The following is a 21,442-nucleotide window of genomic DNA, read 5'->3' as shown; positions in this document are numbered from 1 at the left end:
TGGATACTAGTCAAAGTCGAAACAGCAGATGCGGCTTGGTCCGCCTCGATCTGGCAGTTTGCCAAGTTCGCCATGACTTCGAAGGCAGGGTGAGCGATTTTCCGATTCGCGGATTCCGCGTACTCCAGAGCTGCTCCGGGCTCTCCCCTGGCCTGTTCAAACGTTGACCGGCGATGGTCGGAGAAGCCGCTTGGATCAACCCGCTCAAGTATAGTGAGTGTGCGCTCAGCGGTTTCCAGATCACCAAGGCGAAGAGCTATAGTGCAACGGAGATCTACGACGTAGCGGTTGTGAGGAGATCTTTCCTCTGCCTGTCGGATGTGATGTTCAGCCGTCGGCAGGTCGCCTATTTCGAAGTAGCTGCTAGCCAACTCCCGGTGAATCGCAACACCCCCTCGGCCATAGGCCAGGCTCTTCTTGTACGCCTCGATCGCGTCGGGGTACTCCCGCTTGCGCCGCGCCGCGAAACCTCGGATGTAAAACGCCTCTTTCAACTCTCCCAAATTCACTAAAGCGTCGATGTGTGCCTCCGCCTCGGGATAGCGCTCCCGCCGGATGAGGGCCTGCGCTACGTAGCGCCTGACGTCAACGTTATCGGGTCTCGCTTCAAGCGCCGACGCTCCGTAGCGGATCGCCAAATCGTAATCCTGGTCGTGATAGCTCTGTGTGGCTACCTGGATCAGATCAGCTGCAAACCCTACGGCGAAACGGGACTTCGATCCGGATCCCGATAGCAAGCTCGCCCTGAAGATCGTCTGCCCCAGATTGAGCCGGGCATCGTCGTCAGGTTCGTCTCTGAGATAGCTATCCAAAAGATCGGCTATTCGCGAACTGTCTATCCTCAACCCATCGAAGGCTCGATATGCGGCGTCTCGCAGGGGCTCGGAGATACGGAAATGAATGCCGTCAGGAAGGATGAAGGCAAGGTCGAGGAGATGATCGATGTTCTCATTCGCCTCGTCGCCAGAAACTCCGCAATACTCCGCGACGACGCTCAGAGGCAACGGACTGAAGGCTGAAAAGACCACCAACATCGTTTCCATGGTCTTAGTAATCGAGCTGGTTTGCCTCAGCTGTCGAAGGAACAATTCAGCGCTGAAGTTTACCAGGGCGCGCTGGTTCGCAACGACGTGTGGGACACCCCTGACGCGCACCTCGTCCAGCGCGAATCGGACGGCTGGCGGGTATCCACGCGAATAGGTAGCGATTGACGCCAGCTCGTTCCGATCAAAGATCAGGCCCATGTCGCGCCCCGCGATCCTGAGTAAATTCTGCGCGGATGACTGGTCCAGCTCCGGCACCCGTAATGATGGCAATTGCGTGCCGCCGCTACCGTATAGCCTTCTACCCGCGACGATTACTGCGTCTACGTCTAGGTCGGACGCGATTAATTGATAGAGAGCTTCAAACTCCGATCGTAGCACCCCATTTTGTTGTGCTAACGCACCGCTATCCATTATTACAGGCAGAGTACCGCCGGTGCAGGCGATCTTCATGAGCTCAACGATGTCTGCGAGGAGAACATCGGGCTCTTTCTTTTCCTGCTCTGCGAGTACATCCATGTAGTTGGCTGCACCTCCTGGAGACAGAGCGTCCGAAAGTCGGATAAAGGTCTCGGGCAGAAGATCGCCGGCCTTCAGCGTGAAAGGTATAATGGTCGAGTAAGACAGGTGGTCCCGCGCGATGGCGCGAACGAGAGTTCGTCGCCCGATGCCCTCGAGACCATAGACCAACAGCGGTGGACGCCGGTTCGAATCTGTGAAGCCGGAGATCAGATCGAGCGCCTGATCGATCTCATTCCGACGTCCGACGAAGTAAGATGGCATTCTCTCGATCAGCCGTTGACCGATTAGCCGCCGAATCTCCGCGGCGATCAGGCCGGGGTGTTCGCGACGAACGATCAGTGTCGACTTCATCCACTCGGGAATAAGGTCGAGGTCGAGGTCGGGGTCGATAATGAATGTGACAACTCGACTGAGAGCCTGCCTCGTTAAAGCCTCCTTCGCTGCAGCAATCTCAAACTTAACCCAGTCTCTCTCAAGCGCGACTCGACTGGCGAAAAGTATAAAGATGTCAGAGTTGGAGATTCCGGTCAGGATTGCGTCCCTAAATTCGTCGCCAACATCAAACTCGAAGGCGTCGTAAACAACAGCTGCTCTTCCGAGTATCCTGGCGACTTCGGCCACAGTGCTCTTATCTGCCGATCCATGTGACAAGAACGCGCGGGGAAGCTTCATCATGAGTTCTCAGGGACTGGTTTGGAGGGCCACCGGTTCCGGCCGTTCAATCGATGGCGCACCAGGCGACTTGAAGCAATACTTCATCATGCGGCCCATTCGGTACGCTAGGCGATACGGTCGGCGGTCGTCGCCACGAGTTATGATCACACGCCGCAAGCGGACCTCCCCAGCGTCTGAGAGGGATCAGATTCGGCGTCAGCCCATTAGTCGCGGCTCTGTTTGAGCCGGACGCCTGGCCCGGTCGCGGTGGTTTCATCTGCATCCAGGAAGGTGACACCAGCGGCTTCCAGAGCACGCTGTACAGCTCCGACGTTGGCGGCTGAGCTGCGCCCAGGTCCCACTTCGCTTTCCATACGCCTGATTGTTTGAAGCGAGACACCGGCCGCCTCTGCGAGTGCAGCTCCATTCCATCCCAAAAGCGCCCTGGCAGCGCGGATTTGCGCTGCGATCAGCACGAAATGTCACCTTTAATGCCGATCATGGTGTTTTTAGATTGATCCTACCGGGGTGTTTTGGTATTAATAGACTAACATACAGCGAAAGGCAGAGTCATGGGCTCGCGTCGAAAGACGGGTGTCGAGGATGCGCGCCTGCCTGCACTTTCCAGGCGCGCGCTCATCGCCGGCACATCGGTCGTAGCGTTTGGGGCGGCCAATCCTGCTGCCGCTTCCGTCGCCCTGCCGTCCGCCGCGGTTGTCGCTTCAGACGTAGCGACCCGTCGGTGCAGAAACTGGCTGGCCGTCGATGCCCAAATAGAGCGTCTCCAGAATCGCTGGGCCAAACTGGAAGGCTGGCTGATCCGCGAGCATTCTTGGTGCGAGCTCAGCCCGACCGAACAACAGGCGTTGCCATGGTCCAAGGAGCTTCGCGACATAGATGGAATTTTGGACACGCTTTTCGAGAAGCGCGAGCGCTTGCTGGAAACTTTGCCGGATACTGCGTCCCTGAGTTTGGAGGCGGTTGTGACTCGGCTCGCTGTCGCAGAGCGGCTCGTCTGCACGGAGGATCATCCCGAGGCCCACGCCTTGATCGCGAGATCGCGGCTGGACCTCATCGCGATGTCCAAAGAAAATCCCACGAACCTATCGGACGCCTAGCCGCTAGGCGCTCGACGACGCTGATGATGATCGAACTCATTATCGGAATGGACGGGAGGACAGGTGAATGAAGCCGCCAAAGCCTCGGCCAAAGCGCCGACGCGCACGAAGCTACGACGAGGTCCTTAGGGCCGCAATCCTGCGACTGCCCACCAACCAGCGCGACGTGTTCGTCCTCCATCGTTTCGCCGGTCTAACCTACGGCGAGATCGGGTTGCGTCTTGGACTAACCCCGGAAGCTGTGCAGGCACGGTTTGCCGCCGCAATGGTGCGGCTCGTGCGGGCGGTCAGGAATTGCGAGCCGTGAAGACGCCTACAACTAACGTGAAAAGCGGACCATCGCACAGGACGATCCGCGCCGAGCGCGGCGGGCTTTAGGCTTCGCCCTGAGCTTCCGGCGACGCCGGCGATCTCAGCCCATTCGGGTGACGATCCCTATCGCGAAGAGCTTGGGGCCTTGCCCCTGGCGCGCTTCGAAGCGCCTTCCGCCCAGCTTCACTCGCCTTGCTCATTGCAGCCGGTACCCCGCGAAGGCGCCCCTGCGCTTGCACCCCCATTCTCGCCGAAGGGCAAGGGTTCAGGACGAACCCAAAGCCCAGAGGAAGAGATGACCCGCGACTACACGATCGTTCGCAGCCACTGGAACGGGATTGAGATCGAAATCAGGTGGAACCCGGAATACATCGTCTATGAGGACCGATCCCGGATTGCTCATCTGGAGGTGGTGAGCATGTCCCCGAAGAGAGCCCCTTTACCGATCACCGAGACGGGATACAGGTCTCACTTCACGCCCGTATCTGCTGTCCAGATCTATGTGACGCCGGAGGATTACGTGGCGGCATGGATGGATCAAGCGTCGCGTTCGCCGGAATGGACGGCCTTTGATCAGGCCAACAGGCAGTTGTCGTTGTTCTAGAGGGGGCGGACGTTCGTCTGGTCGGCGAGGGCGCCCACCCCTATCATCAAGCCTTGGGCTGGCGCGGTTTGCGTGTCTTGGGCGCGGGCTCGGCAGCGGCTTTCGCCTGACGACCTTTCGAACCCAGGCCGATGGCGCGGGCCAGTTCCGAGCGCTGGGCGCTGTAGGTTGGATGGACCATGGGATAGTCGAGCGGTAGACCCCATTTGGTGCGGTAATCCTCGGGCGTCATGCCGCGTGTTCCGAGATGGCGTTTCAGGCTCTTATAAGGCTTGCCGTCTTCGAAGCTGATCAAAGCCGCGTCGCCGATCGACTTCTTGATCTCCGCCTTGGATTTACGATCCGGCGTCGTTTCCGGCTCGGCCTCGCCAGGCGAAACATTGAGGCTCGAAAGCGTGGCGAAGGTTTCGCGGATCAGAGCCTGAAACTCATCAGCCGTCAGGCGCGTGTTGGTGTTCGAGACATAGGCGCTCACCAGTTCGATCGTGCCATCCCGCGCGTCGGATGCGGCTGTGTACGTTTCATCAGTCATGAGCAGACCTTCGAATCCCAAGGGTAGATACTGATTAGGACGATCTCTAGCGCCTTGCCAAGCTTGTCACAGCCCAGCTGACATAGCTTTAGCCGCCCTAGCCCATTGCACGCTGCCGTCGATTCAAGCCATCTTTCGGGGCAGCCGTGCAGAAAAATCTGCACGATTTCTACACGGCATTTTTTCGAACAGAACTCCTGTTGAGTTTCAATATCTTACTCGCTTGGAACATGCATACCTTTCTCCCGTTGGGAGAGGGCTTGAGCGCCCGAGAGCGTAGCGATCGTTCTTGCGCGAAAGGGTGAGGGGCCAGGTGGTGCGAGTTGGCCCACCGGCGGACCCCTCTTCCGGCCCTTCGGGCCACCTTCTCCCGCAAGGGGAGAAGGAAAGAGAACGGAGCTCAGTCCCTGACCAGTCCCCCGTCCACCACCAGGTTCTGGCCCGTCACGGCGCGGCTCCAGGGCGAGGCGAAAAACAGGGCGGCGTCGGCGAATTCCTCGGGCGTGGTGACCGACCGCAGCGGGGTCATGCCGGCGATGAAGTCGAAGACGGCTTCGGGCGTGGCGGCGCTGGCGTCGGTGGTGCGCAGCAGGCCGCCGGAGACCATGTTGACGGTGATGCCGTCCGGCCCCAGGTCGCCGGCCGCCGTGCGGGTCAGGGACAGGAGGGCGGCCTTGGCGGCGGTGTAGTCGTGATAGGGCACGACCGGGTTCTGGAACAGGTTGGTGCCGATATTGATGACGCGGCCGAACCGACCGGCGGCCATGCCGGGCGCCGTCGCCTGGATGGTGTTCAGGGCGCCGCGCACGACGGTCGAGAACTGGCGCTCCAGTTCGTCCCAGCCGATGTCGGTCATCTGGGCGCGGGCGTCGCCGTTGAAACTGTAGTCCAGGGCGTTGTTGACGACGGTGGTGACGGGGGCACCGAAATGGGCCTGGGCGGCGGCGACCAGGGCGTCGACGGCGGCGCGGTCGGTCACGTCGGCCTGAAGGGCGATGGCGCGGTCGCCGATCTCGGCCGCCAGGGCGGCCGCAGCCTCGCCGCTGGCGCGCCAGTTGATGATCACGCGCGCCCCTTCACGCGCGAAAGCGCGAACGGCGGCTGCGCCGACGCCGCGCGCGCCGCCGGTGACGAGGACGATCTGGTCGGCGATCTTCATGGGGAGACTCAGTCTGTTGAGGAGGGGAGGACGTCGTCGCCCATCCAGGCGGGGCGACGCAAGCGCACGGGACGCCCCTCGACGGTCAGGTCGCCGTCGATCCGGTCGATGCGCACCAGCGCCATGGCCGAGCCGTCGCGTCCCGACAGGATCTCGCCGGCGCGCAATTCGCCCTTCAGCACCTCGGCGCCGAAGGGGGGCGGGGGGCCGTCGAAGTCGAGCGGCATCATCCGGTTCTTGATCACGCCCCGGCGCTTCATGCGCGACGTCGTCTCCTGGCCGACGAAACAGCCCTTCTGGAAGTCGATGCCGTTCAACAGGTCGAAATCGGCCTCGATCGGATAGGTCTTGTCCTGGGGGGCGTCAGCGGTCGGATCGGGGACGCCGACCGACAGGCGGTAGGCGTCATAGTCGGCCTCGGTCGCATCGGCGGCAGCCTGGCCATACAGGCGGCCGCCCATCAGCGGGGTGCGCGGGTCGGGCAGGAAACCGTCCGGCGTTTCGGGCCAGGCGGCGAAGACGGGGCGGTCGTCAGCGGCCACTTCGACCTTGGCGCGCAGCTTGTACATCGACAGGCGCTGCACCAGGGCGTCGCGACGCTCGGCGGCGACGTCCAGCACCACGCCCTGGGCCTGACCCAGGATGAACAGGTCGAACAACAGCCGGCCGGGCGGCGACAGCAGGGCGCCGAACCGCAGTTCGCCCTCGCCCAGGGTCTCGACGTCCTGGGTCAGCAGATTGTGCAGAAAGGGCCGCGCCTCCGCGCCGGTGACGGAGACGAGGGCGCGGCGGTCGAGACGGGCGATGGACATGGCGCCTAGATAGGGATGCTCGCCCCGATGCTCCAGTCAGGATCGCGCAGTCAGCGTTGCGGATGCGCGGTGATGAAACCGGCGACGTCGTCCACCACACCGGGCGCCAGAGGCAGGGCCGGGTCGGCATAGGTGGCCAGATTGGCGGCGCGGTCGGCGGGGGCGGTCTTCAGCACATGGTTGACTCCGTCCCATAGTTTCAGGGTCGCGCCCGGATCGGCGGCGGCCAGGGCCTGGGCGTCGGTGGTCGTGACCTGGATGTCGGTGGTTCCCTGACCGATGAAGACTGGCCCGTCATAGGCGGCGATCAGGGCGGCGGGGTCCAGCGGCAACCACGAAATCAGATAGGGCTGGACCGATGGGCGAAACAGGGCGGCCAAGGCGGGCGGCGTGTCGGCGACGGTGCGGCCGGCCTCCAGCTCGGTCAGGGCGGCGAAGGCCTGGGTCTTCATCAGCTCGGGCAGGGCGGCCAGTTGTTCGCGGATGACCACCCCGGCGGGGCGGCCAGCGCCGGACAGCAGGACCAGGCCGCAGACCTTGCTGGAATCGGGGCCGCCGCCGCCTTCGACCGCCTTGAGAGCGATCAGGGCGCCTTCGCTGTGGCCGATCAGCCAGGCGCAGGGTTGGTCCGCCTGCGACGCGGCCTCGGCGGCCCAGGCGCGGGCGTCGGCGACATAGGCGTCGAAGCGCAGATCGGCTTCGGCCGGACCGGCTGCGGTGCTGGCCGCAACGCCGCGTTTGTCCATCCGCACCGTGGCGATCCCTTGCGCCGCGAGCCCTTCGGCCAGCAGGCGGTAGGTCCCGGCGGACACGCCCAGCGGGCTGTTTCCATCCCGATCCGTGGGGCCGGAGCCGGGCAAGATGACGGCCGCTGCGGTCGTGTTTTCGGGCGTCAAAAGGGTTCCATGCAGGGGCGCGGGCTGGGCGGGCAGAACGATCTCGGTCGCGACAGGACCGGCGAGCAGGGCGAGGGTCAGCATCAACATGGCGGTCTCCTTGGCGGATTGGTTCAGAAAGGCTGGCGGTCAGGGTCGGCGCGCCAGACGCGCCAGCTCTCGAAGACCGAGAGGGCGGCGGCCATCAGTACGGCCCCAATCAGGGACAGGGCTCCCAGCGGTTGGGGCGCCACGGGCGCGGCGATCAGGCCGACGACGCCCAGCAGGAACAACAGGCGTCCCGCCAGTCGATTGGACCGGTCCCAGGCCAGGCGGCTCTTGTAGCTCCAAGGCGTGCGGACGCCGACCAACGGATTGGGCGCGACCCGCCCGAGAAAGGCGCCGAGGACCAGCAGGATCAGCGACACCCCGGCCATGGTGACGACCGGGCCGGTCTCGGCCGTGGCGTTCCCCAGTCCCGACCATGTCATCAGCAGGCCGATGGCGGCGAAGGTGAACAGGCTGATGCCCTGGCCGATCCGCAGGGAACGGCCGCGCGAGGCGTCGCCTTGGGACGCGGCGCGCATCGCCCCCAAGCCCAGCCCGGCTGCGCCGATGAAGCCGATCAGCGTCATGCCGCCCAGAAAGGTCGCGAACTCGACCCGACTGCCCCAGCGATCGACCTGCCAGTCGCCGTTCCAGTGCATCGGCATGGGCGTGGTCGGGCCGTTGACACCGATATGCAGGGCCAACGCCGCCTGGAGGCCGAAGACGGCGAGGGTCAGATAGTCCAGCAGTGACAGGCGGTCCTTCATCGACGGGGCTCCTTTTGGGCGACGGGCGTGACTTCGGCGGCTTCGCCCGTTCCGACGATGTCCATCAGAAAGGCCATGGCCTCCTCGACCGCCGAGATTTCCAGCCGATATCGGATGGTCTGGCCCTCTCGCTCCGGACTGACCAGGCCGGCCTCCTTCAAGGCGTTGAGATGGCCGGTGATGGTGGGCCAACTCATGTCGAAGGCGGAGGCGATGTCGCCTGAAGCGAGCGGCCCTGCGCGCAGCATGGCGATGATGCGCCGACGCACCGGATGGGACAGGGCTTTGAACAGGGTGTTCATAGCCATATTCCTAATTAGGAATGTAGCTAAATGCAAGCCGGCCTGCGTCATCACGCGCCGAAGGGACGCGGTGTACGCCATTGCAAAGCAATCGCATCAAAGCGTATGGAGCCCACTTCCCTTCGTTCTTGAGAATGCGTTGCAAATCATGGTTCGTTCGACCCGCCGTCTGGCCTGCGCCAGCCTTCTGGCCCTGGTCGCCGCTACGCCGGCGCTGGCGCAGACCCAGGCGGCGCCGACGGAGCTGGACGAGATCGTCGTCACCGGCTCGCAGGTCGGCCTTCCGGGTCCCTACGCCGGGGGGCAGGTCGCGCGCGGCGGGCGGGTCGGCCTGTTCGGCGCGCTGAACACGATGGACACGCCGTTCAACCTGACCAGCTATACCGAGGCGCTGATCCGCGACCAACAGGCCCGCAGCATCGGGGACGTGCTGCAGAACGATCCGGCCGTGCGGGTGACCAAGGGGTTCGGCAACTTCCAGGAGGTCTATCTGATCCGGGGCTTCCCCGTTTACTCGGACGACATGAGCTATAACGGCCTGTACGGCGTGCTGCCGCGCCAGTACGTCGCGCCGGAATTGCTGGAGCGGGTCGAGGTCTTCCACGGGGCGACGGCCTTCCTGAACGGCGCAGCGCCCGGCGGCAGCGGCGTCGGCGGCGCCTTCAACCTGGTTCCCAAGCGGGCGACGGGCGATCTGAACCGGCTGACGGCCGGGTGGGAAGGCGCGGACGAAATCTATGCGGCGGCCGATCTGGCCCGGCGTTTCGGCGAGGACGACGCCTGGGGTGCGCGCCTGAACCTGGTCAGCCGTGCGGGCGAGGGCGCGGTCGAGGATCAGCACAGTGAACTGCAGGTCCTGGGTCTGGGCGTGGATCGCCGCGGCGACCGCGCACGCTTCTCAGCCGACCTGGGCTGGCAGGCCAATCGGATCGATGCGCCGCGTCCGCAGGTCACGCCAAACGGCGCGGTCCCCGAGGCGCCGTCGGCCGACGGCAATTTCGCCCAGCCCTGGACCTATACCGACGACGAGCAGTTGTTCGGCGCTGTGCGCGGCGAGTTCGACCTGACCGATACGGTCACGGCCTGGGCGGCCTTCGGCGGTCGTAACGGCAAGGAGGACAATGTTCTGGCCAATCCGAACGCCGACGCCGACGGGACGCTGAGCGCCTATCGGTTCGACAATGTACGCGAGGACGAGGTCTGGTCGGGCGACATCGGCCTGCGCGCCGACCTGACCACCGGGCCCGTCGGCCACCGGTTGATCGTGTCGGCGTCACAGGTGCGGTCGAAGTCCAAGAACGCCTACGCCTTCTCGGACTTCGCGGGTTTCACCAGCGATCTGTATGATCCGACCGATGTGGCGGCGCCGACGCCGGACTTCTTTGTCGGCGGCGACATGTCCGATCCTTTGGTGACCGAGCGGGTGAACAACCGATCCGTCGCCTTCGCCGACATGATGTCCTTCCTGGGCGGTCGCATCCTGGCCACGGCGGGCGTCCGCTATCAAGAGATCGAGACGCGGTCGTTCGACTATAACACCGGGGCCGAAAACTCGGCCTATGACGGCGACGCCTGGACCCCGGCCTTCGCCGTGGTGTTCAAGCCGAGCGAACGCATCTCGCTGTACGCCAACTACGCCGAGGCGCTCCAGCCGGGCTTGACGGCGCCGGCGGCGGTCAACGGCGTCGTGGTGGACAACGCCGGCGAGGTGCTGGCGCCCTTCCAGTCCGAACAGTTCGAGGCGGGGGTGAAGTATGACGCCGGAACCTTCGGCGCCACGCTGAGCGCCTTCCGCGCGAACCGTCCCCAGGCTTATTTCGACGGCGCCCTCTACACGGCCGACGGCGAGCAGCAGAACACCGGCGTGGAGCTGGGCGTCTATGGCGAGCCGGTCTCGGGTCTGCGTCTGATCGGCGGGGCGACCTGGCTGGACGCCGAGATCACCCGTTCGCTGGACCCGGCCCTGGTCGGCCTGCGTCCCACCGGCACGCCGGAGATCCAGGCCAATCTGAACGCCGAATGGGACGTGCCGATGCTGGCGGGCCTGACCCTGGAAGGGCGTGTTGTCTATACCGGTGAACAGCCGGTCAGCAGCGACAATACGGTCGAGCTGGACGCCTGGACTCGGTTCGACGCCGGAGTGCGCTACGCCTTCGAGGCGGGCGGCAAGCCGATGACGGTCCGCGCCCGCGTCGAGAATCTGGCGGACGAGGATCAGTGGGTCGCCGTGGGCGGCTATAGTCCGACCTCCAGCTACCTGACCCTGGGCGCGCCGCGCACCTTGCGCCTGTCGGTCTCCGCGGAGTTCTGACCCGCATGAAGACGCGGACCCTCCGCGCCTGGTCCTGGACGCACAAATGGTCGAGCCTGGTCGCCACGCTCTTCCTGCTGATGCTGTGCGTCACGGGCCTGCCGCTGGTGTTCACGCACGAGATCGAGGAGGTGCTGCTGGATCAGGCCTGGGCGCCGGCGGATCCGGACGGGCCGGGGCTGGATCTGGACCAGGTGCTGGCGGCGGCGATGGCGCGGCATCCGGGCGAGGTTCCGGCCTTCATGAGCTTCGACGAGGATCGTCCGGTGGTGAACGTCACCAGCGTCGATCCGAACGGCCCGGCCGGGCGCTACAGTTTCGAGCCGATCGACCAGACCAGCGGCCAGGTCGCGCCGCCCGTGGCGGGCCATCCGGTCATGGAGTTCCTGCTTCAGCTGCACACAGACCTGTTCCTAGGCCTGCCGGGCATGTTGTTCCTGGGCCTGATGGGACTGATGCTGATCGTGGCGGTCGTGTCGGGGGTGGTGCTGTACGCGCCCTTCATGCGGCGGCTGCCGTTCGGCACGGTGCGCGCGGCTAAGTCGGCGCGGACGCGGTGGCTGGACTATCACAACCTGCTGGGCGTGGTGACCGTGGCCTGGCTGTTGGTGGTGGGGGCGACGGGCGTGGTCAACACCCTGGCCACGCCGATCCTGGCCTATTGGAAGAACACGGCGCTGAAGGAACTGACCGTCGCCTATGACGCCCCGGCGCCGGCCGGCGAGCGGGCCTCGCTGGATGCGGCGGTGGAGCGGGCCAAACAGGCTCTGCCCGGCATGAAGCTGCAGTTCGTCGCCTTTCCGGGAACCGACTATTCGACCGATCACCACTACGCCGTCTTCTTCCACGGCGACACGCCGCTGACGACCCATCTGACCACACCGGCCCTGATCGACGCCCGGACCGGGGAACTGGCGGCCGTGGCGCCGACGCCCTGGTATGTGAAGGCCCTGTCGCTGTCCCAGCCGTTGCACTTCGGCGACTATGGCGGGCTGGGGCTGAAGATCCTGTGGGCGCTGCTGGACGTGGCGACCATCGTCATCCTGGGGTCCGGCCTGTACCTGTGGCTGGGCAAGGGACGGCGGAAGCCGGCATGAGCCGCAAGGACCTGAATATCAGGGCCATCTTCGGCGCGCCCATCGTGGTGTTCGTGCTCAGCCTGACGGGGCTGATCGGGGCGTTGCTGGGGGACGGCGTCTGGGATGCGGTCTTTTCGACCCTGCTGGCCTCGACCGTGATCGTCACCGTCTGGGCCTTGATCCGACGCCGACGCTGACCGCCGTCAGATCGAGAAGCTGACGCCGCAGCCGCAGCTGGAGGCGGCGTTGGGGTTGCGTACCACGAACTGGGCGCCGGCCAGTTCGTCGACATAGGCGATCTCGGAATTCTTCAGGAAGGGGACCGAGACGGGGTCGATCACCGCCGCCTGGCCGTCGGCCTGGATGCGCAGGTCGTCGTCCTCGGCCGTCTCGACCAGTTCGAACCGGTACTGGAAGCCCGAACAGCCGCCGCCGTCCACCGCGACGCGCAGCATGAGGGTCTTGCCCTCGGCCACGCTAAGTTTGGCCAGGCGTTTGGCGGCGCTGGCGGCCAGGACAATGCCTTCCGGCGCGCGCGTGGCGACCGTAAAGGCGGGTGTGGACGGTTCTGTGGATTGGACGGTGCTCACGGCTGTCTATATGAGGCGCGTGCGGGCGTTCGCAAAGGCCCCGTCGCATCAAAGCTGCTGCAAAGTTGACGACTTGAGCCAGACACCTCTCGCCCCCTACGCCGAACGCGCCGAATTGAGCCAGGGGCGCCGCTTCTTTGAACCGCCCAGCCGTACCCGCACGCCGTTCGCGCGCGACCGCGACCGCATCATCCATGCGACGGCGTTTCGGCGTCTGAAAGAGAAGACCCAGGTCTTCGTCGCGCACGAGGGCGACCACTACCGCACCCGCCTGACCCATTCGCTGGAGGTGGCCCAGATCGCCAGGTCGCTGGCCCATGCGCTGCGGCTGGACGACGATCTGGCCGAGACGGTGGCCCTGGCCCACGACCTGGGCCATCCGCCCTTCGCCCATGCGGGCGAGGACGAGCTGGTGATCCAGATGGCCGATCACGGCGGCTTCGACCACAATGTCCAGAGCTTCCGCGTCGTGACCGAGCTGGAGAACCGCTATCCGCAGTTCGACGGGCTGAACCTGAGCTGGGAGACGGTCGAGGGGGTCATCAAGCACAATGGCCCGGTGTCGCACCGACTGGACGAACCGGCCTGGTCGGTGGTGCGGCCCTACAGGACCGGCGGGGAGGCGGGCTGGGATCTGCGCCTGGGCACTTTCGCCTCGCTGGAGGCCCAGTGCGCGGCCATCGCCGACGACATCGCCTATAACAATCACGACGTTGACGACGGGGTGCAGGCCGGGTTGATCACGCTTCAGGATCTCGATCAGGTGCCACTGATCGGACCGATGCTGGCCGAGGTGCGGCGCGACTGGCCGGCCATCGACGACCGGATGCTGCGGATCGAGGCCGTGCGGCGGATGATCGGGGTCATGGTCGAGGACGTCCTGGCCGAGACGGCGCGGCGGCTGGAGGACGACCGGATCGGCTCGACCGAGGACGTGCGCACGGCGACCCGGACCATGGTGGACTTCTCGCGGTCGATGCACGCGGACCTGGCGATCCTGCGCAAGTTCCTGTTCGAGCGGATGTATCGCCATTACCGGGTCAACCGCACACGCAGCCAGGCGCGGCGGGTTCTGTCGCAACTGTTCGAACTGTTCATGGCCGAGCCGGAGGTGATGCCGCCGGAATGGGCCGTGCCGGCGGCCATCCAAGACCCGACCCTGAGGGCGCGCGCGGTGTGCGATTACATCGCCGGTATGACCGACCGCTACGCAATAGAAGTCCACCAGAAACTGTTCAGCCTCGACCTTGCGCTCGATCTGTGATTCGAAAGACGGCGGCGGGGCGTTAGACTAACCGTTCGACGCGCCGATTCGCTGCGTCGGACAGACGGCGGAGCGCGACCATGTCTTTCGATGATGAAAACCGACCGGGCCGGGGCGCCTATACGCCCCCGACCGACGACGACCTGCCCTTCCGTCGCAATTCCTATGATCCGCGCAGCGGCCGCAATGTCGGTTCGGGCGGGGGCAAGGCGCCGCCGGTGACCTTGATCATCAGCGCGGTGGTCCTGCTGGTCCTGATCATCGCCGTGATCTTCTTCTATCGTTCGGGCATGCGCGCCTCGACCGACGCCCCGCCCGCCGTGGGCCAGCCCGTCGGCGAGATGAAGACCGCCGCTCCCGTCGACGCCCAGCCTGTGGATCCGGCGGCCGGGGTGCGCGTCTATCGCGACGAGGCCGAGACCACTGACGCCCCAGTGACCTTTACCCCGCCCCCGGAAACGCCCCAGCCGCGCCCCGCTGCGCCGCCGGCCGCCGCCCCGACCGGACAGGGCCTGCCGCCTGCCGCCGCAACGCCCGCCGCCCCCGCGCCGCGTCCGACCACGCCGACCCCGGCTGCGCCTGCTCCCGCGCCGGCCGCCGGCGCCGCCACGGGTTCGGCCTCGGTCCAGATCGGCGCCTTCTCCTCGACCGAGATCGCCGACCGCGAATACGCCGTTGTCGCCGGCCGGTTCGGCCAATACGCCTCGGGCGCCCAGAAGCGGGTGACGGAAGTCACCTCGTCCAGCGGTTCGACCCTGTACCGCACCACCTTCTCGGGCCTGTCGCGCGAGCGCGCGGTCGCCTTCTGCAACGCCCTGAAGGCCGCCGGACGGGATTGCATCGTTCGGTGACCTCCGCCGCCATCTACGGCTGTTCGGGCCATAGGCTGACCGACGACGAACGCGCCTTCTTCGCCGAGGCGCGGCCGTGGGGCTTCGTGCTGTTCCGGCGCAATATCGATACGCCGGAACAGGTGCGGGCCCTGACCGACGAGCTGCGCGCCGTGATCGGCGATGCCGAGGCGCCCATCCTGATCGACCAGGAGGGCGGCCGGGTCCAGCGGATGGGACCGCCGCACTGGCCCAAATATCCGCCGGGGAACGCCTATCTGAGGGCGGCGAACGACCCGATGGAGGCGCGTGAACTGGCGCGTCTGGGGGCGCGGCTGATGGCGCATGATCTGCGCGAGGTTGGGATCAACGTCGACCTGTTGCCGGTGCTGGACGTGCCGGTGCCCGGCGCCCACGACATCGTCGGCGACCGCGCCTATGGTCCGGATCCGGCTATGGTCGCCGTGCTGGGGCGGGCGGCGGCCGAGGGGCTGCTGGCGGGCGGGGTTCTGCCCTGTATCAAACATATGCCGGGCCATGGCCGGGCCTTCGCCGACAGCCACAAGGACCTGCCGATGGTCAACGCCGATTTCGACACCCTGGACGCCTGGGACTTCGCGCCGTTCAAGGCGTTGTCCGACATGCCCTGGGCGATGACGGCCCATATCGTCTTCACCGCCGTCGACAAGAAGCGGCCGGCGACCCAGTCGAAGAAGGCCGTGCGGATGATGCGCGAGCATCTGGGCTTTTCCGGCCTGATCATGACCGACGACCTGTCGATGCAGGCGCTGAGGGGATCCCTGGGCGAGCGGGCGCATCAATCCTTGAAGGCGGGCTGCGACATCGTGCTTCACTGCAACGGCGACATGGCCGAGATGCAGGCCGTGGCCGAGGCGACGGGCAAGCTGAAGGGCAAGGCGAAGGCCAGGGCCGAGGCGGCTATGGCGCGGATCGTCCGCAGTCCCGAACTCCTTGATCCTGTCGCGGGGCATGAACGCTTCTTCCGGGCGATGGCGGGCAAGACGGACGCCGCAAAGGGGCCGGACGTGGGGGAGGCGCAGGCGTGATCCGCGTAGACTCTATCGGCCTCAAGCAGCGCGAAGCGCGGTAGGCCGAACAAGATGACCGACGCCTTTCAGCCCAATCTGGATTTCAGCGCTGCCGCCGAGGTTGAGGAGCGCGAGGCCTTCGTCGTCGATCTGGACGGCTATGAGGGGCCGCTGCACGTCCTGCTGGCCCTGGCGCGGACGCAGAAGGTCGATCTGCTGAAACTGTCGATCACCCAGCTGGCGGAACAGTATCTGGCCTTCGTGCACGAGGCGCGGCGGCGCAACTTCGCCCTGGCGGCGGACTATCTCGTGATGGCGTCCTGGCTGGCCTATCTGAAGTCGCGCCTGCTGCTGCCGCGCGCCGACAAGGACAAGGGCGAGGAGCCGCCGGCCGAGGTCATGGCCGCCGCCCTGGCGTTCCGGCTGCAGAAGCTGGAGGCCATGCGCAAGGCGGTCGAACAGCTGATGGCCCGGCCCCAGCTGAAGCGCGACGTCTTCACGCGCGGCGACCCCGAGGCGACGGTGATCGTCCCTTCGGACCGGATCGACGCCAGCCTGTACGACCTGATGAGCGCCTATGTAACCCAGCGTCGGCGCGAGGGTGCGCGCCATTATTCCCCCGGCCAGCGGGTCGAGGCCTTTCCGCTGGAGGCGGCGCGCGACTGGTTGCGAGAGGTCATGCCCCGGCTGGCCGACTGGACCCCGCTGGATCAGGTGGCGCCGCATCCCGAGGATGACGACGGCCCCAGCCAGGCCAGCTACACCGCCTCGACCCTGTCGGCCAGTCTGGAGCTGGTGAAGGAGGGGGCGATGGAGATCCGCCAGACGCAGGCGTTTGCGGAGCTGTTCCTGAAGCGTCGCGGGGGCGGGCATCCGCTGGAGCTGACGCCGTGAGCGACCTCTCGTTCCAACCCGACGAGGCCGAGATCGAGCGCCGGGTCGAGGCCCTGTTGTTCGCCGCCGCCGGGCCTCTGACCGCCGGCGAGATCGCCGCCCGCCTGCCGGAAGGCTGTAACGTCGCGCGCGCCATATCGGGCCTGCGCGCCCGCTATGAAGGGCGGGGGGTAGAGCTGGAGTGTGTCGCCGACCGCTGGCGGTTCCGCACCGCGCCGGATCTGGCCTTCATGATGACCGAGGAGCGCGAGGAGCCGCGCCGTCTGTCCAAGGCCGCGCTGGAGACCCTGGCCATCATCGCCTACCACCAGCCCGTCACCCGCGCCGAGATCGAAAGCGTGCGCGGCGTCACCCTGTCAAAAGGCACGCTGGATCTGCTGCTGGAGATGGGGTTCGTGCGGCTGCGGGGGCGCAGACGGACGCCGGGCCGGCCGGTCACCTATGCGACCGCAGACCGGTTCCTGGAGCATTTTGGCTTGGCCACCCTGTACGACCTGCCGGGCGTTCAGGAGATGAAGGCGGCGGGCCTGCTGGACCTGTCGCTGCCCGTCGGATTCGAACTGCCGGATCCCGGCCGAAGCGCCGATGTCGATGACGACAGTCTGGCGGGCGAAGACGACACGCCGGAGTTCGCGCAGGATTTTGTCGGCAACTAAGGGAAACTGCCTATAGCGGCTTTAAAAGAGCTTATCTGCTGAACGGGCTAACCGTTCCATCATGAGGACAAGACTACGAAAATCCGAGTTGGCGGGGTACAGGATCCTATTGGTCCTGATGCTCGCCGTCGTCATCGGCATGGTCGGCGTCCTCACCACCGTCAGCCGGGGGATCGACGACCACCAAAGAAAACGCGAAAGCGACGTTGTCTCGCTGCGTTTGACGCGTGTTCTCGAAATCGTCGGCGAAGACCTGAACCCGACGACGGTTTGGGACGAGGCGGTCGCCGAAATGGCCGCCCCAACCGATCCGACATGGTTCGACCGCTTCATGGGCGGCCTCTACACGACACGCCACGGCCACCACGCGACCTTGGGCTATGATTCGAGCGGCCGGCTGATCCGGGCCAGCCATCATGATGCGGCGCCGGATGCGGAAGCCGCCGTTCCCTTCGTGCGCGCCGCCCGCCCTCTGGTGAATCAGCTTCGCGCCGAGGCTCAGGGCCGCCACAGATCGACCCACGCCAAGGGGGCGGTCCGGTTCAAATCAGCCTTCATCGACATCGACGGCGTCATCTATGTCGTCGGCGTATCGACCATCGTTCGCCATACGCCCGGCGGCCTGGTCCCGGACGCAGATCCCATGGTCGCCTCGTTCAAGTCATTCGATTCGGAACTGGATTGGCTGCGAAATCGACTGGGTGCGGCGGGGGCGCGGTTCCAGCCTGGGGCCGGGCCGCCGCCGGAAGGCATGAGCGGCGTACCGATCCTGGATGCGGCCGGGGCGCGCTTGGGCCAGATCGTATGGACGCCGCAGCGCCCGGGCCAGAAGATACTGACACAGGCCTTGCCGTTGGTGATCTTGATATTGGCGCTGTTGGCCGTGGGCGGCGGCGTGCTGGTGTCGCGGATGGTGGCCGATGTGCGGCGTCTGGGCGATTCTGAGGCCGCCCTATCGGTGGCGCTGGAGCGGGCGGAGGCGGCCAATGCCGCCAAGACCCGGTTCCTGTCCAATGTCAGCCACGAACTTCGAACGCCCTTGAACGGTGTTCTGGGCATGGCCGAGGTCATGAGCATGGACATGCTGGCGCCCAAACAACGCGAGCGGCTGGACATTCTGAAAGCCTCCGGCCAGCGACAATTGAGATTGATCGAGGACCTTCTGGACGTGGTCCGATTGGGTGACGGCGAGGTGAAGTTGGTCGAGCGACCGTTCCGCCCTGAGACCTTGTTGCGACGGTTGACGTCCGACTATCGCGGAGCCGCCGGGGCCAAGGGGCTGGTGCTGACGGTCGAGGCGGTGGTGAGGGGGGAATGGCTGGGCGACGCCGTCCACCTGGAAAAGGTGATGGCCGCCCTGGTCCACAACGCAATCCGATTTACCGATTCAGGCGAGGTGATCATGCGTGTCATGGAGCGCGACGGCCTGGTGTTTGAGGTTCAGGATACCGGGCCGGGCATGGACAAGGCCGAAAGCGCCCGCCTGTTCGACCCGTTCGCCCAGCGAGACGAAAGCAGCACCCGGATCGCTGAGGGGCTGGGCCTGGGACTGACGGTCGCCAATGGTCTGGCGCAACTGATGGGCGGGCGGATCGAGGTGGACAGCACGCCCGGCGTCGGCAGCCTGTTCCGCGTGGTTCTGCCGCTTGAACCCGCAGTCAGGTCGTCAGAAGCCGAGGCAGCTTGAAGGTCACGGTCTCGCGCGCGCCGCCGTCCTCGGTGACGGTGGCGTCGAACCGTTCGGCGATGGCGTCCACCAGGGCGGCGATCAGCGGCTCGGGGGCAGAGGCGCCGGCGGTGACGCCGACCGTCTGAACCCCGTCGAACCACGCCCAGTCCACCTGTGAGGCGTCATCGACCAGCCGGGCGTCGCGGGCGCCGGCGCGCATCGCCACCTCGACCAGCCGGGCCGAGTTGGACGAGTTCTTGGACCCGACCACCAGCACCAGCTCACAGCCCTCGCCCAGCACCTTGACCGCGTCCTGGCGGTTGGTGGTGGCGTAGCAGATGTCTTCCTTGTGCGGATCGGGCAGTTCGGGGAAGCGGCGCTTCAGCACCTTCAATATGCCCGCCGTGTCGTCGACCGACAGGGTGGTCTGGGTCGCATAGGCCAGGGGGGCGTCGCCGGGCCGTTCGAACGATTCGGCGTCGGCCTCGGTCTCGATCAGGCTGATAGCGCCCGGCGGCAGTTGACCCATGGTGCCGATCACCTCCGGATGGCCGGCGTGGCCGATCAGGATGATATGGCGGCCCGCGTCATGATGACGCTCCGCCTCCACATGGACCTTGGACACCAGGGGGCAGGTGGCGTCGAGGAACAGCAGCTGGCGCGCCTGAGCGTTGGCGGGCACCGACTTGGGCACGCCGTGGGCCGAGAAGACGACCGGCCGGTCGTCCGGACATTCGTCCAGCTCCTTGACGAAGATCGCGCCCATGGACTTCAGCCGCTCGACCACATGGCGGTTATGGACGATCTCGTGGCGCACATAGACGGGGGCGCCGAACTTCTCGATCGCGCGCTCGACGATCTGGATCGCCCGGTCCACCCCGGCGCAGAAACCGCGCGGGGTCGCCAGCCGCACCGCGATGGGGCGGCGTTCAGGCGAGGGGGCGGGGACGTGCATGTTCATGGCCGCAACCTAGTCGTTCACGCGACATATCGCCATGCACGGCGACCGAATCCCTGGCCCTGAACAGCGACGCATCGCCACGGTCAGGCCGTATCCGGCGAAAAACGAGTTCGAACAAAGATTTAACCTCCGTTCACGACGCCTTGACCTCTTGGCCGCTCACGATTAGTTTCCGCGCCGAATTCAGACCCGCCCAAACACATTGTTTGAGCGCTGAGAGCACAGGTCCTGTCCCCCATGTCGGAATCGCGCGAAGAGGCGATCAAACGCCTCCAAGACAGCGCATCCGCATTGGAGGCGCGGACCACGGTGGAGAAATCCGCCGAGCTGACCGGCCATCAGGTGTCGGGTCAGGCCTACAAGATCATCGCCGAGCTTCTCGGCGGCGTGTTTGTGGGTCTTGCGGCGGGTTTCATCGCGGACTGGGTCTTTGGAACCCGTCCGTGGGGTTTGATCGGCGGGGTCCTGTTGGGCTTCGCCTTGTCGATTTACATGGCGCGTCGCACAGCCAACCGGCTGATGGCGCAGGCCAAGGCGTTAGGGACGTCGGCTCCGGCTGATCCTTACGTCGAGGCCGACGAAGACGGGGAACGATAGGGCTTCATGGCCGATCCGATTCATCAGTTTCAGATTCAGAAGGTCATCGACCTTCCTGACGTGACCCTGCCCGTGCTGGGCACGGTCGATTTGGCCGTGACCAATTCGCACATCGCCATGACGGCCGCCTTCGTCGTGATCGTCGGCTTCCTGGCCGCTGTGACCTCGAACGCCCAGGTCGTGCCCGGCCGTCTGCAGGCCGCGGGCGAGGGCGTGTTCGGCCTGATCGACAATCTGGCCGATTCCATCATCGGCCACGAAGGCCGCAAGTATTTCCCGTTCGTCTTCACCCTGTTCATGATGATCCTGGGCATGAACATCCTGGGTCTGTTCCTGACCTTCACGGCGACGTCGCAGCTGGCCATCACGGTCACCTTCGCCCTGATCACCTTTGGTCTGGTGCTGGTCGTCGGTTTCGCCAAGAACGGCCTGGGCTTCTTCAAGCTGTTCTGGCCCATGGGCGCGCCGCTAGCGCTGCGTCCGGTCGTCGGCCTGATCGAGTTCGTCTCCTTCCTGCTGCGTCCGGTCACCCTGGCGCTTCGTCTGTTCGGCAACATGCTGGGCGGCCACGTGGCGCTGAAGATCTTCGCCGGCTTCGTCGTGTCTCTGGGCCTACTGGGTCTGGGCGGCGGCATCGGCCTGCTGGCCTTCCCGGTCGCGGCCCTGTCGCTGGGCATGGTCGTCGCCCTGACCGCGCTGGAGTTTCTCGTGGCCTTCCTTCAGGCCTTCGTCTTTGCCGTTCTGGCCTGCATCTATCTGAATGATGTGGTCAACCTGGACCACGCCCACTAAGG

Annotated in this window: 24 protein-coding genes; 14 read left to right on the top strand and 10 right to left on the bottom strand. The window is 65.6% G+C overall.

The features are described 5' to 3' along the window. Together Q7J26_RS15220 and Q7J26_RS15215 are read right to left on the bottom strand one after the other, a co-directional pair. The coding region (locus tag Q7J26_RS15220; RefSeq protein ID WP_304937229.1) for a tetratricopeptide repeat protein at nucleotides 1–2,240 on the bottom strand (2,240 nt) is incomplete at its 3' end. Nucleotides 2,241–2,443: 203 nt separating this feature from the next. Then, entirely contained in the window at nucleotides 2,444–2,695 is a 252-nt protein-coding gene (locus Q7J26_RS15215) for a helix-turn-helix domain-containing protein (RefSeq protein ID WP_304937228.1), read from the bottom strand. Between the two features lie 96 nt (nucleotides 2,696–2,791). Here Q7J26_RS15215 and Q7J26_RS15210 point away from each other — a divergent pair, with 96 nt between their 5' ends. The 3 genes from Q7J26_RS15210 (at nucleotide 2,792) to Q7J26_RS15205 (ending at nucleotide 4,253) form a co-directional block, all read left to right on the top strand. Further along, nucleotides 2,792–3,337: a helicase gene (locus Q7J26_RS15210; protein WP_304937227.1), complete on the top strand. Its 546-nt coding sequence runs from the start codon at nucleotides 2,792–2,794 to the stop codon at nucleotides 3,335–3,337. A gap of 67 nt (nucleotides 3,338–3,404) precedes the next feature. Further along, nucleotides 3,405–3,644: an RNA polymerase sigma factor gene (locus Q7J26_RS17150; RefSeq protein ID WP_370651957.1), complete on the top strand. Its 240-nt coding sequence runs from the start codon at nucleotides 3,405–3,407 to the stop codon at nucleotides 3,642–3,644. A 300-nt stretch (nucleotides 3,645–3,944) separates the two neighbouring features. Further along, nucleotides 3,945–4,253 carry a hypothetical protein gene (locus tag Q7J26_RS15205; RefSeq protein ID WP_304937226.1) on the top strand — a complete coding sequence of 103 codons (309 nt, stop codon included), beginning with the start codon at nucleotides 3,945–3,947 and terminating at the stop codon, nucleotides 4,251–4,253. A 46-nt stretch (nucleotides 4,254–4,299) separates the two neighbouring features. Here the strand turns inward: Q7J26_RS15205 and Q7J26_RS15200 are convergent, their stop codons facing one another. The 6 genes from Q7J26_RS15200 to Q7J26_RS15175 all read right to left on the bottom strand — a co-directional run bounded on the left by Q7J26_RS15200 (nucleotide 4,300) and on the right by Q7J26_RS15175 (nucleotide 8,748). After that, on the bottom strand, nucleotides 4,300–4,806 hold the full coding sequence (locus Q7J26_RS15200; protein ID WP_304937225.1) for a MucR family transcriptional regulator: 507 nt from the start codon (nucleotides 4,804–4,806) through the stop codon (nucleotides 4,300–4,302). Between the two features lie 379 nt (nucleotides 4,807–5,185). Beyond that, entirely contained in the window at nucleotides 5,186–5,944 is a 759-nt protein-coding gene (locus Q7J26_RS15195) for a 3-oxoacyl-ACP reductase (protein WP_304937224.1), read from the bottom strand. A gap of 8 nt (nucleotides 5,945–5,952) precedes the next feature. Next, nucleotides 5,953–6,756: a folate-binding protein YgfZ gene (locus Q7J26_RS15190; protein ID WP_304937223.1), complete on the bottom strand. Its 804-nt coding sequence runs from the start codon at nucleotides 6,754–6,756 to the stop codon at nucleotides 5,953–5,955. A gap of 50 nt (nucleotides 6,757–6,806) precedes the next feature. Then, entirely contained in the window at nucleotides 6,807–7,742 is a 936-nt protein-coding gene (locus Q7J26_RS15185) for an alpha/beta hydrolase (protein WP_304937222.1), read from the bottom strand. Nucleotides 7,743–7,765: 23 nt separating this feature from the next. Next, on the bottom strand, nucleotides 7,766–8,446 hold the full coding sequence (locus tag Q7J26_RS15180; protein WP_304937221.1) for an SdpI family protein: 681 nt from the start codon (nucleotides 8,444–8,446) through the stop codon (nucleotides 7,766–7,768). Further along, nucleotides 8,443–8,748, bottom strand: coding sequence for a metalloregulator ArsR/SmtB family transcription factor (locus Q7J26_RS15175; RefSeq protein WP_304937220.1), 306 nt, complete (start codon nucleotides 8,746–8,748; stop codon nucleotides 8,443–8,445). Before Q7J26_RS15175 ends, Q7J26_RS15180 begins: the two co-directional genes overlap by 4 nt. Nucleotides 8,749–8,896: 148 nt before the next feature. Between Q7J26_RS15175 and Q7J26_RS15170 the strand changes: the two genes are divergently transcribed. From Q7J26_RS15170 to Q7J26_RS15160, 3 genes are read left to right on the top strand one after another with little or no spacing between them, the layout of a single operon-like run. Then, nucleotides 8,897–11,059, top strand: a complete 2,163-nt coding sequence (locus Q7J26_RS15170; protein WP_304937219.1) for a TonB-dependent siderophore receptor — start codon at nucleotides 8,897–8,899, stop codon at nucleotides 11,057–11,059. Between the two features lie 5 nt (nucleotides 11,060–11,064). Continuing rightward, nucleotides 11,065–12,156 carry a PepSY domain-containing protein gene (locus Q7J26_RS15165; RefSeq protein ID WP_304937218.1) on the top strand — a complete coding sequence of 364 codons (1,092 nt, stop codon included), beginning with the start codon at nucleotides 11,065–11,067 and terminating at the stop codon, nucleotides 12,154–12,156. Continuing rightward, nucleotides 12,153–12,335, top strand: coding sequence for a hypothetical protein (locus Q7J26_RS15160; RefSeq protein ID WP_304937217.1), 183 nt, complete (start codon nucleotides 12,153–12,155; stop codon nucleotides 12,333–12,335). The genes Q7J26_RS15165 and Q7J26_RS15160 overlap by 4 nt, the downstream gene beginning before the upstream one ends. A gap of 6 nt (nucleotides 12,336–12,341) precedes the next feature. On the opposite strand, the gene erpA is transcribed toward Q7J26_RS15160, so the two are convergent. Further along, the gene (gene erpA / locus Q7J26_RS15155) at nucleotides 12,342–12,659 is read right to left on the bottom strand and encodes an iron-sulfur cluster insertion protein ErpA (RefSeq protein WP_304937231.1); all 318 of its coding nucleotides are present in this window, start codon (nucleotides 12,657–12,659) and stop codon (nucleotides 12,342–12,344) included. Nucleotides 12,660–12,801: 142 nt separating this feature from the next. Between erpA and Q7J26_RS15150 the strand changes: the two genes are divergently transcribed. The 6 genes from Q7J26_RS15150 (at nucleotide 12,802) to Q7J26_RS15125 (ending at nucleotide 19,108) form a co-directional block, all read left to right on the top strand. Continuing rightward, complete coding sequence (locus Q7J26_RS15150; protein WP_304937216.1) at nucleotides 12,802–13,992, top strand: deoxyguanosinetriphosphate triphosphohydrolase; 1,191 nt, start codon at nucleotides 12,802–12,804, stop codon at nucleotides 13,990–13,992. An 80-nt stretch (nucleotides 13,993–14,072) separates the two neighbouring features. After that, nucleotides 14,073–14,843 carry an SPOR domain-containing protein gene (locus tag Q7J26_RS15145; protein WP_304937215.1) on the top strand — a complete coding sequence of 257 codons (771 nt, stop codon included), beginning with the start codon at nucleotides 14,073–14,075 and terminating at the stop codon, nucleotides 14,841–14,843. Beyond that, nucleotides 14,840–15,889: a beta-N-acetylhexosaminidase gene (gene nagZ, locus Q7J26_RS15140; RefSeq protein ID WP_304937214.1), complete on the top strand. Its 1,050-nt coding sequence runs from the start codon at nucleotides 14,840–14,842 to the stop codon at nucleotides 15,887–15,889. The genes Q7J26_RS15145 and nagZ overlap by 4 nt, the downstream gene beginning before the upstream one ends. A gap of 54 nt (nucleotides 15,890–15,943) precedes the next feature. Then, the gene (locus tag Q7J26_RS15135; protein WP_304937213.1) at nucleotides 15,944–16,765 is read left to right on the top strand and encodes a ScpA family protein; all 822 of its coding nucleotides are present in this window, start codon (nucleotides 15,944–15,946) and stop codon (nucleotides 16,763–16,765) included. Beyond that, nucleotides 16,762–17,421: an SMC-Scp complex subunit ScpB gene (gene scpB / locus Q7J26_RS15130; protein WP_304937212.1), complete on the top strand. Its 660-nt coding sequence runs from the start codon at nucleotides 16,762–16,764 to the stop codon at nucleotides 17,419–17,421. Before Q7J26_RS15135 ends, scpB begins: the two co-directional genes overlap by 4 nt. A gap of 118 nt (nucleotides 17,422–17,539) precedes the next feature. Beyond that, complete coding sequence (locus tag Q7J26_RS15125) at nucleotides 17,540–19,108, top strand: HAMP domain-containing sensor histidine kinase (protein ID WP_304937211.1); 1,569 nt, start codon at nucleotides 17,540–17,542, stop codon at nucleotides 19,106–19,108. Here Q7J26_RS15125 and ispH read toward each other — a convergent pair. Continuing rightward, entirely contained in the window at nucleotides 19,080–20,051 is a 972-nt protein-coding gene (gene ispH / locus Q7J26_RS15120; RefSeq protein ID WP_304937210.1) for a 4-hydroxy-3-methylbut-2-enyl diphosphate reductase, read from the bottom strand. The genes Q7J26_RS15125 and ispH overlap by 29 nt on opposite strands. A gap of 237 nt (nucleotides 20,052–20,288) precedes the next feature. Here ispH and Q7J26_RS15115 point away from each other — a divergent pair, with 237 nt between their 5' ends. Together Q7J26_RS15115 and Q7J26_RS15110 are read left to right on the top strand one after the other, a co-directional pair. Beyond that, nucleotides 20,289–20,648, top strand: a complete 360-nt coding sequence (locus Q7J26_RS15115; RefSeq protein WP_008261665.1) for an AtpZ/AtpI family protein — start codon at nucleotides 20,289–20,291, stop codon at nucleotides 20,646–20,648. Between the two features lie 6 nt (nucleotides 20,649–20,654). After that, nucleotides 20,655–21,440: a F0F1 ATP synthase subunit A gene (locus tag Q7J26_RS15110; protein ID WP_304937209.1), complete on the top strand. Its 786-nt coding sequence runs from the start codon at nucleotides 20,655–20,657 to the stop codon at nucleotides 21,438–21,440. Nucleotides 21,441–21,442: the final 2 nt, after the last annotated feature.

It is taken from the genome of Brevundimonas sp., from assembly GCF_030656255.1.
In the GTDB taxonomy this organism is placed as follows: Bacteria; Pseudomonadota; Alphaproteobacteria; order Caulobacterales; family Caulobacteraceae; genus Brevundimonas.
This window is presented reverse-complemented; position numbering and strand designations above follow the sequence as displayed.

What these genes read in the sequence shown, in the direction of transcription:
- Q7J26_RS15145 (WP_304937215.1), top strand. Translation starts at nt 14,073, where the DNA reads ATGTCTTTCGATGATGAAAACCGACCGGGCCGGGGCGCCTATACGCCC.
- ispH (WP_304937210.1), bottom strand. Translation starts at nt 20,051, where the DNA reads ATGAACATGCACGTCCCCGCCCCCTCGCCTGAACGCCGCCCCATCGCG.
- Q7J26_RS15165 (WP_304937218.1), top strand. Translation starts at nt 11,065, where the DNA reads ATGAAGACGCGGACCCTCCGCGCCTGGTCCTGGACGCACAAATGGTCG.
- Q7J26_RS15115 (WP_008261665.1), top strand. Translation starts at nt 20,289, where the DNA reads ATGTCGGAATCGCGCGAAGAGGCGATCAAACGCCTCCAAGACAGCGCA.
- Q7J26_RS15205 (WP_304937226.1), top strand. Translation starts at nt 3,945, where the DNA reads ATGACCCGCGACTACACGATCGTTCGCAGCCACTGGAACGGGATTGAG.
- Q7J26_RS15185 (WP_304937222.1), bottom strand. Translation starts at nt 7,742, where the DNA reads ATGTTGATGCTGACCCTCGCCCTGCTCGCCGGTCCTGTCGCGACCGAG.
- Q7J26_RS15135 (WP_304937213.1), top strand. Translation starts at nt 15,944, where the DNA reads ATGACCGACGCCTTTCAGCCCAATCTGGATTTCAGCGCTGCCGCCGAG.
- Q7J26_RS15195 (WP_304937224.1), bottom strand. Translation starts at nt 5,944, where the DNA reads ATGAAGATCGCCGACCAGATCGTCCTCGTCACCGGCGGCGCGCGCGGC.
- Q7J26_RS15180 (WP_304937221.1), bottom strand. Translation starts at nt 8,446, where the DNA reads ATGAAGGACCGCCTGTCACTGCTGGACTATCTGACCCTCGCCGTCTTC.
- Q7J26_RS15170 (WP_304937219.1), top strand. Translation starts at nt 8,897, where the DNA reads ATGGTTCGTTCGACCCGCCGTCTGGCCTGCGCCAGCCTTCTGGCCCTG.
- Q7J26_RS15210 (WP_304937227.1), top strand. Translation starts at nt 2,792, where the DNA reads ATGGGCTCGCGTCGAAAGACGGGTGTCGAGGATGCGCGCCTGCCTGCA.
- Q7J26_RS15160 (WP_304937217.1), top strand. Translation starts at nt 12,153, where the DNA reads ATGAGCCGCAAGGACCTGAATATCAGGGCCATCTTCGGCGCGCCCATC.
- Q7J26_RS15190 (WP_304937223.1), bottom strand. Translation starts at nt 6,756, where the DNA reads ATGTCCATCGCCCGTCTCGACCGCCGCGCCCTCGTCTCCGTCACCGGC.
- Q7J26_RS17150 (WP_370651957.1), top strand. Translation starts at nt 3,405, where the DNA reads ATGAAGCCGCCAAAGCCTCGGCCAAAGCGCCGACGCGCACGAAGCTAC.
- Q7J26_RS15175 (WP_304937220.1), bottom strand. Translation starts at nt 8,748, where the DNA reads ATGAACACCCTGTTCAAAGCCCTGTCCCATCCGGTGCGTCGGCGCATC.
- Q7J26_RS15110 (WP_304937209.1), top strand. Translation starts at nt 20,655, where the DNA reads ATGGCCGATCCGATTCATCAGTTTCAGATTCAGAAGGTCATCGACCTT.
- Q7J26_RS15125 (WP_304937211.1), top strand. Translation starts at nt 17,540, where the DNA reads ATGCTCGCCGTCGTCATCGGCATGGTCGGCGTCCTCACCACCGTCAGC.